The sequence below is a fragment of the Sphaerimonospora sp. CA-214678 genome, from assembly GCF_050942215.1.
Classification (GTDB): domain Bacteria; phylum Actinomycetota; class Actinomycetes; order Streptosporangiales; family Streptosporangiaceae; genus Sphaerimonospora.
In genome coordinates this window covers 752,876-768,495 of the sequence record NZ_CP192056.1, presented here as the reverse complement: position 1 = coordinate 768,495, position 15,620 = coordinate 752,876, and the positions used below count along the sequence as shown (strand labels likewise).

Below are 15,620 nucleotides of genomic sequence, written 5' to 3'. Positions count from 1 at the left end.
GGCTCGCCGAAGCCTAGAATTGGGCCATGCCGATCGACCTGAGTCTGCTTCAGGGCGTGCGGTGGCGGGGGCAGGCGGTGGTCGGCGATAGGGCTCAGGCGCTGCTCGCCGCCCTCACACTCGCCTCCCGGACCGTGAAAGCGGACCGCCTCGTCGCGGAGGTGTGGGGGGACGACGAGCCGGCCAATCCGGCGAAGGCGCTGCAGGTCCTGGTGTCCCGGACCAGGTCGGTCGTGGGGCCGGCGGCACTGGCCACGGAAGGGGGCGGCTACCGGCTCGTGGTCGCGCCCGACCGGATCGACGCCGGTCGGCTGCGTGGTCTGGCGGGCCGGGCGCGGGCGCTGCTCGCCGACAATCCGGCCGCGGCGGCAGCGGCGGCGGAGGAGGCGCTCGCACTGGGCGCCGGGGTGCTGTCTCCCGAGGGCGACGGCCCGCTGGCCGAGGTCCGCCGGCGCGCGGAGCGCGACCTGGCGTCCGCGCGGGTCGTGCTCGCCCGGGCCCGGAGCCGAAGCGGTGAGCACGGCACCGCCCTGCCCGGACTCGAGGAGGCCGTGCGCGTCCACCCCGACGACGAGGGGCTGCTCGCCGACCTCCTGCACAGCGAGGCGGCCGTGCGCGGGACGGGCGCCGCGCTGGACCGCTTCGAGTGCTACCGGTCGGATCTGCGTGACCGGATCGGCGCCGACGTCGGACCGGAGCTGCGGCGGGTCCACCGGGAGCTGCTGGCGCTCGACAGTCCGGTGCGCGCCGGCGTGCGGTTCGACACGACCCCGCTGCTCGGCCGTGACGACGACCTCCGGCGGGTGCGGGCACTGCTCGCCGCCTCCCGGGTGGTGTCGATCCTCGGTCCCGGCGGGCTCGGCAAGACCCGGCTCGCCCATGTCATCGCCCGCGAGGCCCCGCAGCCGGTGGTGCACTTCGTCGAACTGGTCGGTGTGACCGTGCCCGAGGACCTGGTCGGCGAGGTCGGGTCGGCGCTCGGCGTCCGCGACTCGGTGACCGGACGCCGCACGCTCACCCCGCGACAGCGCGCCGACGTCCGTACGCGGATCGCCCAGCAGCTCGATCTGGCCCCGGCGCTGCTGGTGCTCGACAACTGCGAGCATCTGGTGGAGGCGGTCGCCGACCTGGTCGCCTATCTGACCGCGACGACGCGGGAGCTGCGCGTCCTCACCACGACCCGCTCGCCGCTGGCGATCGCCGCCGAACGCGTCTATCCGCTGCCCCAGCTGGGAACCCGCGACGCGGTCGAGCTGTTCCGCGATCGCGCGACCGCCGCCCGGCCCGGTGTGCACCTCGGCGAGGATGACGTACGCGCCGTCGTGGCCCGCCTGGACGGCCTGCCGCTCGCGATAGAACTGGCCGCCGCCAAGGTGCGGGTGATGTCACCGGCCGAGATCGCCCGGCGGCTGGAGGACAGGTTCTCGCTGCTGCGCGGCGGCGACCGGAGCGCCCCCTCCCGGCACCAGACGCTGCTGGCGGTGATCGACTGGTCCTGGAACCTGCTCGGCGAGCGGGAGCGCCGGGCCCTGCGTCGCCTGTCGGCCTTCCCGGACGGCTTCACCCTCGACGCCGCGGAGGAGGTGCTCGGCGGCGACGCTCTCGGCGACATCCAGGAGCTCGTGGAGCAGTCCCTGCTCGCCGTCGTGGAGGCGGCCGGCGGCATCCGGTACCGCATGCTGGAAACGGTGCGCGAGTTCGGCCGGATGCGGCTGGAATCGGCCGGCGAGACCGCGGCGGCGCGTGCCGCCGTACGCGAGTGGGCCGTCGGGTACGCCGACCGGCACGGTGTCCGGCTGTACTCGCCGGAGCAGGTCGACGCCATGGACCGGCTGCGTTCTGAGGAGACGAACCTCGCCGACATCCTGCGCGAGGCCCTCGCCGGCTCCGACCCGGAGGCCGCGGTGGTGCTGTTCTCCGCACTGAGCGGCTACTGGTCGATCTGCGGGGACCATCCGCGCAGCATCATTCTCACTCCGGCCCTCGCCGTCACTCTGAGCGGCTGGACGCCGCCGCCCCGGCTCCTCGACCGGGCCCGGGCGGCCCTGAGCATCGCGCTGATCAACACCATGATCGTCCCCTTGGAAGAGACCGGGACACTGACGCGGCTGCTGTCCGGGCTGGGCGCCGACTCGGCGAACCCCGCCATCCGGGCGCTGGTAAGGGGGCTGCTCACGATAGTGGCGGATCCCGAGCACGGCCTGGACGAGCTGGCCACCGATCCCGACCCGCTGGTCCGCCGAATCGCGCTGCACTGGCTGAGCCATGGCCGGGAGAACGCCGGTGACCCGGTCGGTGCGATCGAAGCGGCCGGCGCCGCCCTCGAACTCGTCGGCGACGACGGCGGTCCCTGGCACCGGGCGGTGCTGCACACCCAGCTGGCCTCCCTGTACGCGAACCTCGGCGATACCGCGTCGGCCTCCCGGCATGCCACCGAGGCACTCCCGGTGCTCGAACGCCTCGGAGCGCTGGACGACGCCGTCCAGATCCGCGCCACCCTTGCCATGGCGGCGCTCGCCCAGGGGCGTCGCGACGAGGCCGCACGGATGATCGACGACATGGTGGCGCTGGCTCCCCAGGGCACCTACGGCGAGGTCCTGTCGGTCAGCGCCTGCAGAGCCCAGCTGGCCCTCGTCGACGGCGACATCGCCGAGGGACTGCGCCGGCACCGCGAGACCGCCGAAACCATCCGCGACCTGCGCGTCCCTGGCGCGCCGGACGGTTTCCCACCGTGGTCGGTCCTGGGCGAGATCATCGCGCTCTCGGCGTTCGCACAGTACGGCGAGGGCGACGACGGCGCGGACCTCTTCGAGTCGCTGCGGGCCGGAGTCCTGACCATGGTCGATCCTGACCGCACCTTCAGGGATTACCCGATGATGGGGATGATGCTCGCCGGGCTGGGCGTCTGGGGCCTGTTGAAGGGAGCGCTGCCCGCCGAGGAGGCGGTCCGGCTTCTCGTGCTCGCCGATCGGTTCGCCTACAACCGGTTCCTTCCGACGCTGCAGTGGTCGGTGCTGTCCGCGCACGCCGAACGGACCGCCCCCGGCGTCATGGCCGGCATCGAGGCAGAGTACGGCGAACGGCGTGGCCCCGACCTGCTGACCGAGGCCCATGCCGTCCTGGAGCGGGTGGTCTGACACCGCTACATCTTGCGGGAGTACGAGCGGACCGACAGCGGAGCGAAGATCGCGACGACGACCACGCAGCCGATGACCGCCCAGCCGACCTCGGCCGTCACGGCTCCGTCGTTGAACAGGTCACGCACCGCGGAGACGACGTGCGACACCGGATTGACCTTCACGAACGCCTCCAGCCAGCCGGGCAGCGTCTCAGCGGGGACGAAGGCGTTGGACAGGAAGGTGAGCGGGAACATGATCATCATCGAGATGCCCTGGACGCTCTGCGCAGAACGCGCCAGCGTGCCCAGCCAGGTGAAGATCCACGCCAGCGACCAGCCCGCGATCACGGTGAGTGCGACACCCCCGACGCAGCCGAGCACTCCGCCGCCGGGGCGGTATCCGATGAGCAGGCCGGTGACGAGCGTCAGCACCGACGCGATGCCGTACCTGATCAGGTCGGCGACCATCGGGCCGGCCAGGGGGGCGAGCCGCGCGATCGGCAGGGACTTGAAGCGGTCGAAGACCCCCTTGTCCATGTCTTCGCGCAGCTGCACGCCCGTCACCATGCAGACGGTCAGGGCCGTCTGGGCGAGGATGCCGGGGATCAGCACCGGGAGGTAGTTCGACACGCTGCCGGAGATCGCGCCGCCGAAGATGAACGCGAACATCGCCGTGAACAGCAGGGGCTGGATGAGGACGTCGAAGAACTGCTCGGGCTTGCGGCGCATCTTCTTCACCGCCCGCCATGCCATCGCCAGGACCTGAGCCCAGGTGTCCTGCAGCGAGCTCCGGGACGTGGTGCGGGCGACCACGGCGGACGGGTCGATTCGCCGAGGGTCGAGCGTGATCGGGGTCATGGTGCTCGTGGTGGTCATCGGGCCGCCTCCATCTGGGGTCGATCGTCGGCGCCGTGGCCGGTCAGCGCCAGGAAGACCTCGTCCAGCGTCGGCTTGGCGACGCTCACCGAGGAGATGCCGAGTCCTGCTTCCCGCAGGCCGATCAGGACGTCCGCGGCCCGGTCGGGGTCGGGAAGGGGAACGTTCATGCGTCCTGATTCCGGGGTCAGGACCGGTTCCTCGCCCAGCAGCCGGCGTACGACGTTCGCGGCCAGGGCCGTGTCGGAGCCGTCCGCGAGGCGGAGCTGCAGGGTCGAGTCGCCGACCTGGGTCTTCAGGGCGTCGGGGGTGTCCTCGGCGACCTTCCTGCCTCGGTCGATCACGGCTACGCGGTCGGCCAGCTGGTCGGCCTCGTCCAGATATTGCGTGGTGAGCAGGATCGTGGAGCCGTCGGTGACCAGCTCGCGGATGGTGTCCCACATCTGGCCCCGGGTTCTCGGGTCGAGGCCGGTCGTGGGCTCATCCAGGAAGATCAGGGGCGGGCGGGTGATCAGGCTCGACGCGAGGTCGAGGCGGCGGCGCATGCCGCCGCTGAACTGGGACAGAGGACGCTCGGCCGCCTCCTGGAGGCCGAAGCGTTCGAGCAGGTCGACCGCGATCGCCCTGGCCCGGCTGCCGGTGAGGCCCTGCAGGCGGGCGAACAGCCAGAGGTTCTCCCGGCCGGTCAGGTCCTCGTCCACCGAGGCGTACTGGCCGGTTACGCCTACCAGCTGCCGGATGCGGTGGGGCTCCCGCCGGACGTCGACACCGAAGATCTCCGCGTGGCCGCCGTCGATCGGAAGCAGGGTGGCGAGCATTCGGAGTGTGGTGGTCTTGCCCGCTCCGTTGGGGCCGAGGACTCCGAAGATCTCGCCCTGCCGTACGTGCAGGTCGATGCCGTCCACGGCCCGGAAGTCGCCGAAGTCCTTGACCAGGCCGTCGGCCCGGACGGCGCTGAGGTCCGCCATGACGCGTCTCCTCTCTCCGCCGGGTACCTCCCGGCGTCCGAGGAGAGCCTCCGCTTCATCGGCTTCGTCGCGGCTTCACGCCGGTTTCACCCCTGACATGGCGGTTTCACCGGCCCCGGTTCGGCGTCCTGCGCAACGGCTTTCCCAGTGGTCCGGCGCCCGGCGTCGCCGGGGGCGATGTCACCCGGGCCCGGCGTGATCGCGACGGCCACATCGATCTCATCCCGGGCATCCGGCGGGCCACTACGCTCATTCCTGGAATCGGTGGCGGGAGGCGGTCGGATGGCACACGCCGAGGGCGCCACCGCCGTTGGGCAGGCAGAGCGGGCGCTGGCCGAGATCGCGATTCCGAACGCCGACGATGTGCGTGGGAACGTGACGCTGCCGACGAGGGTGGCGGCGGCGCCGGGCACGGTGATCAGGTGGACGTCGTCGCACCCGGACGTCGTGTCCGACGAGGCGGACGGGGCGATAGCGGCGGGCGTGGTGAAGCGCCCGCCGACCGGGACCGACCCGGTGAAAGTGACCCTGAAGGCGTGCATCAGCGTCGAAGCCGCCGAGGTATGCCGCGATTTCGTCCTGACCGTGCGGCCCGCGGTGAAGCTCGCCCCGTTCTCGCGATACGGCATGGTGAACTTCGCCAGGTCGAACAGCCAGGCGGGGCAGCAGATCTACATGGCGGCGAGTGTCGGCAACGACCCGACCCGCCTGACGGCGGTCAACGACGGACAGATGGTCCTGCGGTCCACCAAGGGCATGCACGCCGTGCGCGACCCGTCCATCGTCCGGTCGCCGGAGGGAGACAGGTTCTACCTCATCGCCACGGACCTCAACGTCGACGGCACGGCGTACGGGTGGCAGGGCTGGGACTGGGCCCAGAGCGGCGCCGGCCGCCACATCGAGGTCTGGGAGTCCTGTGATCTACGGACCTGGTCGGAGCAGCGGCACGTTCGGGTGGCTCCGGACGAGGCGGGGATGGCGTTCGCCCCGGAGGCCATCTGGGACGAATCCCTCGGCGCATACGTCGTCTACTGGACATCCTCGATGTACGCGACCGGGACGTACTACACGCCCGACCGCAACGATCCCAACGGCCGCTACCCGCTCACGCGGAACCAGACCCTCTACGCCACTACACGCGACTTCGTGACGTTCACGCCGCCGCGGGTCATGAGCGGCAGGCCCGGCCACGGGACGCTCGACGCCGTCATCATCAGGGACGACTCCGACGGGTCCTACCACCGGTTCGTCACCGACCGCGTCTCCACCGGCGTCGGCGTGACGAGGTACGTCCCCGGATGCACCGTCGACGACATCTACCAGGAGCGTTCGACGTCGGTGCTCGCGCCGCCCGAGGAGTGGGAGCTCGTCAAGGGCTGCATCACACACGAGGCGATGAACACGACCTATGCCGAGGCGCCGATGGTCGTCAAGGCGAACCCCGGCGACGTGCGCGGAGAGGGGTACTACCTCTGGGCGGACCAGAAGTGGGCCGACGCACCCGCGGGCGACCATATGGAGGAACAGCTCAGCCCCTACTGGAGTAAGGACCTCGCGTCCGGCCGGTGGACACCCATCACCTGGCGGACACCGGACTACGACCTGGCGAACGGCGTCATGCGCCACGGCCACGTCTTCGCGCTGACGCAGGCGGAGCACGCCGCCCTGCGAGGCGCCGACCTGTCGTCGATCTCGGTGAGGACGCCTCCGGTCAAGACCGCCTACGCCGTCGGCGACTCCCTCGACCTGACGGGCCTCGTGGTCACGGCCGACTACACGGACGGCGTGAAGGATGAGGTCCTGGCCGAGGGATACGGCGGATACTCGGTGCCGGGGTACGACTCGGCCGCCCCGGGGACGCAGACCGTGACCGTGTCGTACACGGTGACGGGCACGACGAAGACCGCCTCGTTCCAGGTCGACGTGATATCGCCGCGAGTCGACCGGTAGACGGGTCGAACATCGGCGGAAGTCATCGGACCCGTGCCCCCGGTCCTCTGCTCTCGACCGTGAGACTCGTCCGGCGAGCCCCGGCACCGGCCGACTCCTCGATAACTCTCGAAAATCTTTCGAAAGTTTCATCAGCAGACCTTACCTGCGAGTTATAGAGCCCTTACCTTCTATCCCCGCAACGCGGCTCCCCCAGATCTTTATCGTCGACAATCGGCCGGAGACCTTCTCATCGAGCATGCGATGTACGGGCACATTCAGCTGCATATGTCACCAAGCGCAGCAGGCCGGATCATTTTCTTGCGCCTGCATGAGGACTCTTGTCGCGCTGAAACCTTTCGTGCATCATCCGAAATATTCCAACCCCTGCATCCGATCGGCGGAGCAGCTCGATTGCCGGAACACACCACGCTTCTCCGCCGACTTGGTCATGACGGCCGGATCGCAGCCCATGAGGAGGGATCGTCCAACGTGAAACGGTTTTTATCCGCCCTGGTGGCCGCGGCGATGATTCCGCTGGCCGCCGTGATCGTGACACTCGGCGCCCAGCCGAGCGCGGCGGCCTCGCTGACCCCCGTCACGAACTTCGGCAACAATCCCAGCAACCTGAACATGTACATCTACGTTCCGGACCGGGTGGGCAGCCGTCCGGCGCTGCTGGTCGCCATCCACTACTGCACGGGAACCGCGTCCGCCCTGTTCAACGGGTACTTCCGCGACTACGTCACGGCCGCGGACCAGTACGGATACATCATCGTGTTCCCCGAGGCCACGCGTAGCGGACAGTGCTTCGACGTGTATTCGCCGCAGGCGCTGAAGCGTGGCGGCGGCAGCGACCCGGACGGCATCATGTCGATGGTCGAATACACCAGGTCGAGGTACAACGTCGACCCCGAACGGATCTTCATCAGCGGGGTCTCCTCCGGGGCCATGATGACCAACGTCATGGCGGCCGAGTATCCGGGCGTGTTCAAGGCGGGCTCGGCGTTCATGGGCGTGCCGGCCGGCTGTTTCGCCACCAACGACGGCTCCACCTGGAACAGCCAGTGCTCCGGCGGGCAGAGCATCAAGACCGCCCAGCAGTGGGGCGACCTGGCCCGGTCGATGTACCCCGGCTACTCCGGCCCCTATCCCCGGATGCAGCTGTGGCACGGCACCGCCGACACGACACTGAACTACAACAACTTCGGCGAAGAGATCAAGCAGTGGACGAACCTCCACGGGATCAGCCAGTCGCCGGTGTCCAGCGACTCGCCGTCCTCCGGCTGGACCCGCACCCGCTACGGCAACAACAGCACCACGGCCCCGGTCGAGGGCATCAGCGTCTCAGGTCAGGGGCATTCGCTGCCGCTCAACGGCATGATCGCTTACGCCATCGACTTCCTCGGCCTGAAGGGCACCGGGTCGGGCACGCCCACCCCGACTCCGCCGACCTCCCCCAGCCCCACACCCCCGGACGACCAGCCGGCCACGACGCTGGCCGCTGCGGCGGCCCGCAGCGGGCGGTATTTCGGCACCGCGATCAGCGCGAGCAAGCTCGGTGACTCGACGTACACCACGATCGCGAACCGTGAGTTCAACATGATCACGGCCGAGAACGAGATGAAGATCGACGCCACCGAGCCCAACCGGGGGCAGTTCAACTTCACCCAGGCCGACCGGATCTACAACTGGGCCGTGCAGAACGGCAAGCAGGTCCGCGGCCACACCCTGGCCTGGCACTCCCAGCAGCCGGGCTGGATGCAGTCGCTGTCGGGCGGCTCGCTGCGCCAGGCCATGATCGACCACATCAACGGCGTCATGGCCCACTACAAGGGCAAGATCGCCTACTGGGACGTCGTGAACGAGGCCTTCGACGACGGTTCCGGCGGCCGCCGCGACTCCAACCTCCAGCGGACCGGCAACGACTGGATCGAGGTCGCCTTCCGCACCGCGCGGGCCGCCGACCCGGCCGCCAAGCTGTGCTACAACGACTACAACATCGACAACTGGACCTGGGCCAAGACGCAGGGCGTCTACAACATGGTCCGCGACTTCAAGCAGCGCGGCGTGCCGATCGACTGCGTGGGACTGCAGGGCCACTTCAACAGCGGTAGCGCCTACAACCCCAACTTCCGCACCACGCTGCAGAGCTTCGCCGCCCTGGGCGTGGATGTAGCGATCACCGAGCTGGACGTCGAGGGCGCCTCGGCGACCACCTACGCCAACATCGTCAACGACTGCCTGGCGGTCTCCCGCTGCGTCGGCATCACCGTGTGGGGCGTCCGCGACAGCGACTCCTGGCGCTCCTACCAGAATCCGCTGCTGTTCGACGGCAGCGGCAACAAGAAGCCCGCCTACACCTCGGTGCTGAACGCGCTCAACGCCGCCACCCCCAACCCCACACCGACACCCACGCCCACACCCACGCCGACTCCCACCCCGACACCGACACCCACGCCCACACCGACACCGGCACCCACGCCCACACCGACACCGACACCGACACCCGATGAAGGGGGATGCACCGCGACCATGCGCACGGTGAACTCCTGGCCCGATGGGTTCCAGTCCGAGGTGACGGTACGCGCCGGCGGCTCAGCGATCAGAAGCTGGACGGTGAACTGGACCTGGAGCGGCTCGCAGGGCATCACGCAGCTGTGGGGAGGCATCCACTCCGGCTCCGGCTCGTCCGTCACCGTGCGCAACGAGTCCTGGAACGGCAACGTCGCGGCCGACGGCACCACCACCTTCGGGTTCATCGGCAGCGGCTCCCCCGCCACGCCCTCGCTGACGTGCAGCGGGTCCTGACCGATGACACGCCCCTGATCACAGGAGGGAACTGATACCACGGGCGTCCTCGCCTATCGGCGAGGGCGTCCGTCCACATGAGGCCGGCGACCTCGTATTCGACGGCCGCGTATTCGACGGCCGCGTATTCGACGGCCCCGTGCTCGGCGACACATGCCGGGCGACACGGCACTTGGCGACACTATGTTGCTATAGTTCGCGACATGCCGTCGCCAAGTCCACGCCGAAGTTGGTTGCCGCTGGCCGTGCTCGCGGTGGGCGTATCGATGGTCGTCATAGACGCGACGATCGTGAACGTCGCCGTCCCGGCGATCCTCGCCGACCTCGGGCTCGGCGCCACCGACGTGGAGTGGATCAACTCCATCTACTCCCTGATGTTCGCCGCCCTGCTCATCCCGCTGGGCCGGTTGGGCGACCTGCACGGCAGGCGGCGGCTGTTCGTCTGGGGCATCACGGTCTTCCTGCTGGCGAGCGTGCTGGCCGCGGTCTCGGTGAACGGCCCCATGTTGATCGGGGTGCGGGCGATCCAGGGCGCGGGAGCCGCTATGGCGGTCCCGATGACCCTCGCCATCATCAACTCCATCTACGTCGGCAGACAACGGACGATCGCCTTCGCGGTCTGGGGATCGATCATCGGCGGCATGGCCGCGGCCGGTCCCCTGCTCGGCGGCTGGCTGGTCACCGAGCACGGCTGGCGCGCCGCGTTCTGGGTCAACCTGCCCATCGGCGCGCTGGTGCTGCTCGGTGCGCTGCGCGTACCCGACTCCAGAGACGACCACGCCACCGGCACCGACCTGCCCGGCGTCACGCTGGCCGTGCTCGGCACCACCTGCGTGGTCTTCGCCCTCATCGAGGGCCAGCGGTACGGCTGGCTCGACCCGCTGCGACCCGCCCATGTGCTCGGCCTGCGGTTCGAGGGCGTCTCCCCCGTGCCGTTCGCCCTCGGCATCGGCCTGCTGGCGCTGGCCGGCCTCGTGCTGCTGGAACTCCGGCGGGCACGGGGCGGGCGGCCCGTACTGGTGGACCTGACACTGTTCCAACTGCCGAGCTTCCGGTACGGCTCTATCGCGGCGTTGATCGTCTCACTTGGCGAGTTCGGCATGATCCTGGTGCTGCCGCTGTTCCTGCAGTCCGCGCTCGGCTACAGCGCGTTCCAGGCCGGGCTCATCATCGCGACGCTCGCCCTGGGGACGTTCGTGGCCGGCGGCATGGTCCCGGAGCTGTCGAAGAAGTGGTCCAGCCGCGTGATCGTCCGGATCGGCCTCTCGCTGGAGGCCGTGGGCGCTGCCGGGATCGGAATGTCCCTGGCCCCCGGCATGAGCGCATGGGCGCTCGTGCCGTGGCTCGTCGTGTACGGCATCGGCATCGGCTTCGCCACCGCCCAGCTCACCAGCGTCCTCATGGCCGACGTGCCGGCCCGGCAGTCGGGGCAGGCCTCCGCGATGCAGAGCACGATCCGCCAGCTCGGCGCCGCGCTGGGGGTCGCCATCCTCGGCGGGGTGCTGGTCGCCGGGCTCGGCTCGGCCGTCGAGCGCAACCTGGCCGACCGGCCCGAGACCGTCCGTACGAGCGTGGCCCGCGTGGTCGCGGACAGCGCCGGTGCCGCCATTCCCGGGCTGCGTGACCCCGCGATCCACGCCGCCGCGGTCCGCAGCGCCGCCGAGGCGACCCGCACGGTCACGATCACCACGGCGCTGGCGCTGCTGGCCGGGGTGGCCACCACCCTGCTCCTGCCCCGTACGGTGGCCGGAGAGGAGCGGCACCCGCAGACGCCGGCCACGGCCGATACTGGAGGTCGCGACCTGGAGGTGTAGATGCCGAGGATCACCGCGGCGACCGTAGCGGACCACCGGGCCAAGCAGCACGCCGCCCTGCTCGACGCGGCACGCGACATCCTGGCCACCGAGGGCGCACCCGCGCTCACCCCCGCGGCCGTCGGCGCCCGGATCGGGCTGGCCAGGTCCAGCGTCTACCGATATTTCGCCTCGACAGCGGACATCCTCGCCCAGCTCACGGAGGACGCATTCCCCCGCTGGGCCGACAGACTGCGCACCGCCATCGCCCCCGTCCCCACCCCCACCCCCGCCACCGCTCCGGCGGGTTCGCCGCATGAGGCCGGATCACTGCGGGACCGGGTGCGGGCGTACGGCAGGGCCGCGCTCGACTTCGTCGGCAGCCCCGACTACGCGGTGGTCCCGGCCGTTCAGGCGATCGGGCTCTCGCCCGAGTGCCGGAACCGGGTGGAAGAACTGCACGGAGAGCTGGTGGCGCCGCTCGCCGAGGCGCTGGACGAGGCGGGGTACGACCACTGCGACCTGCGGGCCGATCTCGCCTGGGGTGTGCTGCGCGCCGGCGCACGTCGCCTGATGCCCGAGCGTCCCCGTGGCCGGGCGCCGATGACGGACACCGAGATAATCGAGATCACCCTCGACGCGCTCGACCGCGTGCTGCGCTGATCCGCCACCGGTCCGGGACCTGACGGCCGATGACCGATGACCGAAGACCGAAGACAACGATCGGCTATACGGTTCGGCGAACCACTCGTCATCAAGCCCCGGCTGGTCTAGCCTGCACATCACCCAGAAATTCCAAATTTAGGCATTGGGGCATGAATCCCCCTCGCTCGGTGACCTCGACTCCCCCGATCAGCCGAGCATCGGACCGACACGAAGGCGGCCCCCCATGAGCGTGCATGTTCACGTCCGCCACACCGACGGCCTGGCCGTCACCGAGGACGGGGAACTGATGGAGACCACCCGCTGCCAGTGCGGCGCCACCTGGACGCGCACGTTCCGCGTCGAGGAGGGCGACCCAGAAGGCTGACCATGTTCCCGGTCACATGGCCAGGGCGGCATCGAGGGCGCTACGCGCCTCGACCAGGGAAGGTCCGTACCAGGTCAGATGCCGGCCGCTGACCAGAGCGGCCGGGGTCCCGGGAAAGAATCCGGGGCCGTCCTCGGCCGTGAAGCGGTAGGGCTCGTCCGGGAGGACGACGAGGTCGGCGCCCGCCGTCAGCAGCTCGGGCAGGGCGATCTTCGGATAGCGCTCCGGATGACCCGCGTAGATGTTGCGGACGCCGAGTCTGAGCAGCAGATCGCCGGCGAAGGTGTCCCGCCCGAGCACCATCCAGGGCTTGCGCCAGATGGGGATCACCGCCCGCCGTTGAGCCGTGCCGGGCTCGGCCGAGGACCACGCCCGTTCGGCGGCGGCGAGCCATCCGGGCTCGGCGAGGCCACAGGCCGATGTGAGCATCCGGCGCAGCGAGTCGAACGCCTCGTCCAGCGTACGGATCCTCGTCACCCAGACGGGCACCCCGGCCGAACGCAGCGCCTCGATGTCGGCCTGGCGGTTCTCCTCCTCGTTGGCCAGCACCAGATCCGGCCGCAGGCCGGCGATGGCGGCCACATCGGGATTCTTGGTGCCGCCCAGCCGCCGCACGGAGAGCTCCTCCGGATGAGTGCACCAGTCGGTGGCGCCGATCAGCAGTTCCGGAGCCGTCTCGGCGAGCGACTCGGTGAGCGACGGGACCAGGGACACCACGCGACGTACGGCGCCACGCGGCGTGAACGGCGCCCCGAGATCGTCGACCGCCATGATCCCCATGGGCTCCATCCTGCCACGGCTCACCCGGGCGGGACGAGTAGCCCGTGGCACAGCACGCCTGATGAAGCGGCCAGGGGGTAGGTAGCGGCATGGAGCCTTCAGTCCTTGGGGTGGAGGGGAGCAGATGCAGAGCAAGGCCGAGCTCATGCTTGGCGGTCTGCTACGCGCCAGCCATCTGGCCACCATGGTGGACCTGCCTGGCCTGCTCGCAGAGCATGCCGCGATCGTCGGCTTCACCCAGACCATGATCTACGTACCCGACCTGCAGCAGCAGTTCCTGCACCCGCTGCCCGGACAGTTCGACGCGAGCGGCAGGGCACTCGACCCCATCCGCATCGACACCACCGTGGCCGGGCGCGCCTTCCGCGACCTCGAGATCGTCTCGGTCCGGCAGGTCCCCGACCAGCTCGCCGACGAACCGGCGGACATGCTCGCGCCCGGCCTGCGGCGGCTGTGGGTGCCCATGCTGGACGGCGCCGAGCGGATCGGCGTGCTCGGGGTGACCGTGCCGGTCGACAACGAAACGAGCAGGTGGCGGGCCCAGCGGCTGGGCACGCTGATCGCCCTGCTGATAATGACCAAACGCGATCGCAGCGATGACTACGCCTGGCTGGTACGCACCCAGGAGATGGCCCTGTCGGCCGAGGTGCTGTGGAACCTGATGCCGGCCGCGACCTTCGCAAGCGACCGACTCGTGCTCAGCGCGTCGCTCGAACCGGCCTACGACGTGGGCGGGGACGCCTTCGACTACGGGGTCAGAGGAGACAAGGTGCACCTGTCGATCTTCGATGCGATGGGGCATGACACGGCCGCCGGATTGACCGCGAGCATCGCCGTGGGCGCCTACCGCAACAGCCGCCTCAGCGGCGCCGGTCTGGTGGAGACCAGCGAAACGATCGACAGGGCCATCGACGACCAGTTCGACGGCGGCCGGTTCGCCACCGGCATCCTGGCCACGCTCGACACCCAGACCGGCTGGCTGGCCTGGGTCAACCGGGGGCACCACCCGCCGCTGGTGCTACGGCGGGGACGACAGGTCGCCACCCTGGACGAGACGCCGCCGGCGCCGCCCATGGGCCTGAAACTGGGCCGGCCCACCGGGCTCGCCCGCTACCACCTCGAGCCCGGCGACCGGCTGCTGTTCTACACCGACGGCATCATCGAGGCGCGCAGCCCCGAGGGGGAGCCGTTCGGCATCGAGCGCTTCACCCGCTTCGTGATCCGCCTGGAAGCCGACGGAATATCGGCTCCGGAGACCGTCCGCCGGCTGATCCAGAGCGTTCTGGGGCACCAGCAGGGCGTGCTGCAGGACGACGCGACGGTGCTGCTGGTCGAGTGGCGCACCCAGCGGCACCGGAAGTTCGCGATGTGACGAATCCGTACCCTACTCGTCCCCGCACCCGCACCCGCACCCGACGGCTACGCGCCCGGGGTGACGGCCTCCTGCAGTTCTGTCACCCAGGTCGACGGATCGTCATAGCCGTACTTGAGGTACACCTCACGAGCGAACCCCCTGCTGCGGTAGCCGTTCTCCTCGATCCACGTGGCGAGCCGCTGGACCGTGGCGTCCGCGTCGTCCATCGGTCCGTGGTGGACGATGGTGGCCGCCTGCTCGATCGCCGGGAGATCGACGATGTCGAAGTCGTGGACCTTGCCCGGCTCGACGTTCACCGGGGCGCCGACGTGCACTTCCACCCCCTCGGGCACCTGCTCGTAATAGGCGATCGTCGGGCCGACGATGATCACCCCGGCCGCGTCGAACCGCCTGCACAGCTCGGCGAACAGAGGCTGGACCACCGGTCCGATCTTGTCGGACTCGTAGCTCTCCGCGATGCCGCCGAGCTCGGCCAGGCGGATCGGGGCGACGCTCTTGATGACGACGTCCGCTGACATGAGACCCTCCGTCTCGATCATCCGGAGCCTCGCCTCGACCCTGGCCAGCCGCGCCGTGTCTTCGGCCACCTGGGCCGCCAACTCGGCGCGGCGCAGCCGCAGCATGCCGTACAGCTCCTCCGTGCCGACCTTCTCCTCGAAGACACGCCCCACCTGATCGAGGGTGAGGCCGAGGTCCTTGAGCGCGATCAGCCGGTTGAGCCGGGACAGTTGCCCCGCCTCATAGTGGCGGTAGCCGGTGAACGGGTCGACCCGGGCCGGCCGGAGCAGGCCGAGCGCGTCGTAGTGCCGCAACATGCGTACCGACACCCGGCCAAGGCGAGCGAAGTCTCCGATGCTGAACATGACGCCTCCGGTCTACGACCTCACACCATGTCAGGGTCAATCACGTACGGACCGGTCGGTCCGAGGCCGCCTTCCCC

General features: G+C 69.9%; 11 protein-coding genes. 7 read left to right on the top strand and 4 right to left on the bottom strand.

Going from position 1 to position 15,620, the window contains the following annotated elements; translation table 11 throughout:
• The first annotated feature begins 26 nt into the window (after window positions 1-26).
• A complete protein-coding gene (locus tag ACQP1K_RS03570) occupies window positions 27-3,137 on the top strand; it encodes a BTAD domain-containing putative transcriptional regulator (protein WP_433499439.1) in 3,111 nt (1,036 codons plus the stop codon).
• 5 nt (window positions 3,138-3,142) lie between these two features.
• Here ACQP1K_RS03570 and ACQP1K_RS03565 read toward each other — a convergent pair whose 3' ends face one another.
• Both ACQP1K_RS03565 and ACQP1K_RS03560 read right to left on the bottom strand, forming a co-directional pair.
• Window positions 3,143-3,994, bottom strand: a complete 852-nt coding sequence (locus tag ACQP1K_RS03565; protein WP_433499438.1) for an ABC transporter permease — start codon at window positions 3,992-3,994, stop codon at window positions 3,143-3,145.
• Window positions 3,991-4,962: an ATP-binding cassette domain-containing protein gene (locus ACQP1K_RS03560; protein WP_433499437.1), complete on the bottom strand. Its 972-nt coding sequence runs from the start codon at window positions 4,960-4,962 to the stop codon at window positions 3,991-3,993. The genes ACQP1K_RS03565 and ACQP1K_RS03560 overlap by 4 nt, the downstream gene beginning before the upstream one ends.
• Window positions 4,963-5,244: 282 nt before the next feature.
• Between ACQP1K_RS03560 and ACQP1K_RS03555 the strand changes: the two genes are divergently transcribed.
• From ACQP1K_RS03555 to ACQP1K_RS03535, 5 genes are all read left to right on the top strand, one after another.
• Window positions 5,245-6,912, top strand: a complete 1,668-nt coding sequence (locus tag ACQP1K_RS03555) for an immunoglobulin-like domain-containing protein (protein ID WP_433499436.1) — start codon at window positions 5,245-5,247, stop codon at window positions 6,910-6,912.
• A gap of 471 nt (window positions 6,913-7,383) precedes the next feature.
• Window positions 7,384-9,702, top strand: coding sequence for an extracellular catalytic domain type 1 short-chain-length polyhydroxyalkanoate depolymerase (locus ACQP1K_RS03550; RefSeq protein WP_433499435.1), 2,319 nt, complete (start codon window positions 7,384-7,386; stop codon window positions 9,700-9,702).
• Window positions 9,703-9,905: 203 nt separating this feature from the next.
• On the top strand, window positions 9,906-11,516 hold the full coding sequence (locus ACQP1K_RS03545; RefSeq protein ID WP_433499434.1) for an MFS transporter: 1,611 nt from the start codon (window positions 9,906-9,908) through the stop codon (window positions 11,514-11,516).
• Window positions 11,517-12,158: a TetR/AcrR family transcriptional regulator gene (locus ACQP1K_RS03540; RefSeq protein ID WP_433499433.1), complete on the top strand. Its 642-nt coding sequence runs from the start codon at window positions 11,517-11,519 to the stop codon at window positions 12,156-12,158. It begins immediately after the preceding gene.
• 226 nt (window positions 12,159-12,384) lie between these two features.
• Entirely contained in the window at window positions 12,385-12,525 is a 141-nt protein-coding gene (locus tag ACQP1K_RS03535) for a hypothetical protein (protein WP_433499432.1), read from the top strand.
• A gap of 12 nt (window positions 12,526-12,537) precedes the next feature.
• On the opposite strand, the gene ACQP1K_RS03530 is transcribed toward ACQP1K_RS03535, so the two are convergent.
• Window positions 12,538-13,296: a helical backbone metal receptor gene (locus ACQP1K_RS03530; RefSeq protein ID WP_433501474.1), complete on the bottom strand. Its 759-nt coding sequence runs from the start codon at window positions 13,294-13,296 to the stop codon at window positions 12,538-12,540.
• Window positions 13,297-13,429: 133 nt separating this feature from the next.
• On the opposite strand from ACQP1K_RS03530, the gene ACQP1K_RS03525 reads away from it, so the two are divergent.
• On the top strand, window positions 13,430-14,677 hold the full coding sequence (locus ACQP1K_RS03525) for a PP2C family protein-serine/threonine phosphatase (protein ID WP_433499431.1): 1,248 nt from the start codon (window positions 13,430-13,432) through the stop codon (window positions 14,675-14,677).
• 47 nt (window positions 14,678-14,724) lie between these two features.
• Here ACQP1K_RS03525 and ACQP1K_RS03520 read toward each other — a convergent pair whose 3' ends face one another.
• The gene (locus ACQP1K_RS03520) at window positions 14,725-15,543 is read right to left on the bottom strand and encodes a MerR family transcriptional regulator (protein WP_433499430.1); all 819 of its coding nucleotides are present in this window, start codon (window positions 15,541-15,543) and stop codon (window positions 14,725-14,727) included.
• Window positions 15,544-15,620: the final 77 nt, after the last annotated feature.

Coding starts and splice junctions, on each gene's coding strand:
- ACQP1K_RS03545 (WP_433499434.1), top strand. CDS start 9,906: ATGCCGTCGCCAAGTCCACGCCGAAGTTGGTTGCCGCTGGCCGTGCTC.
- ACQP1K_RS03535 (WP_433499432.1), top strand. CDS start 12,385: ATGAGCGTGCATGTTCACGTCCGCCACACCGACGGCCTGGCCGTCACC.
- ACQP1K_RS03525 (WP_433499431.1), top strand. CDS start 13,430: ATGCAGAGCAAGGCCGAGCTCATGCTTGGCGGTCTGCTACGCGCCAGC.
- ACQP1K_RS03530 (WP_433501474.1), bottom strand. CDS start 13,296: ATGGCGGTCGACGATCTCGGGGCGCCGTTCACGCCGCGTGGCGCCGTA.
- ACQP1K_RS03560 (WP_433499437.1), bottom strand. CDS start 4,962: ATGGCGGACCTCAGCGCCGTCCGGGCCGACGGCCTGGTCAAGGACTTC.
- ACQP1K_RS03555 (WP_433499436.1), top strand. CDS start 5,245: ATGGCACACGCCGAGGGCGCCACCGCCGTTGGGCAGGCAGAGCGGGCG.
- ACQP1K_RS03520 (WP_433499430.1), bottom strand. CDS start 15,543: ATGTTCAGCATCGGAGACTTCGCTCGCCTTGGCCGGGTGTCGGTACGC.
- ACQP1K_RS03570 (WP_433499439.1), top strand. CDS start 27: ATGCCGATCGACCTGAGTCTGCTTCAGGGCGTGCGGTGGCGGGGGCAG.
- ACQP1K_RS03565 (WP_433499438.1), bottom strand. CDS start 3,994: ATGACCACCACGAGCACCATGACCCCGATCACGCTCGACCCTCGGCGA.
- ACQP1K_RS03540 (WP_433499433.1), top strand. CDS start 11,517: ATGCCGAGGATCACCGCGGCGACCGTAGCGGACCACCGGGCCAAGCAG.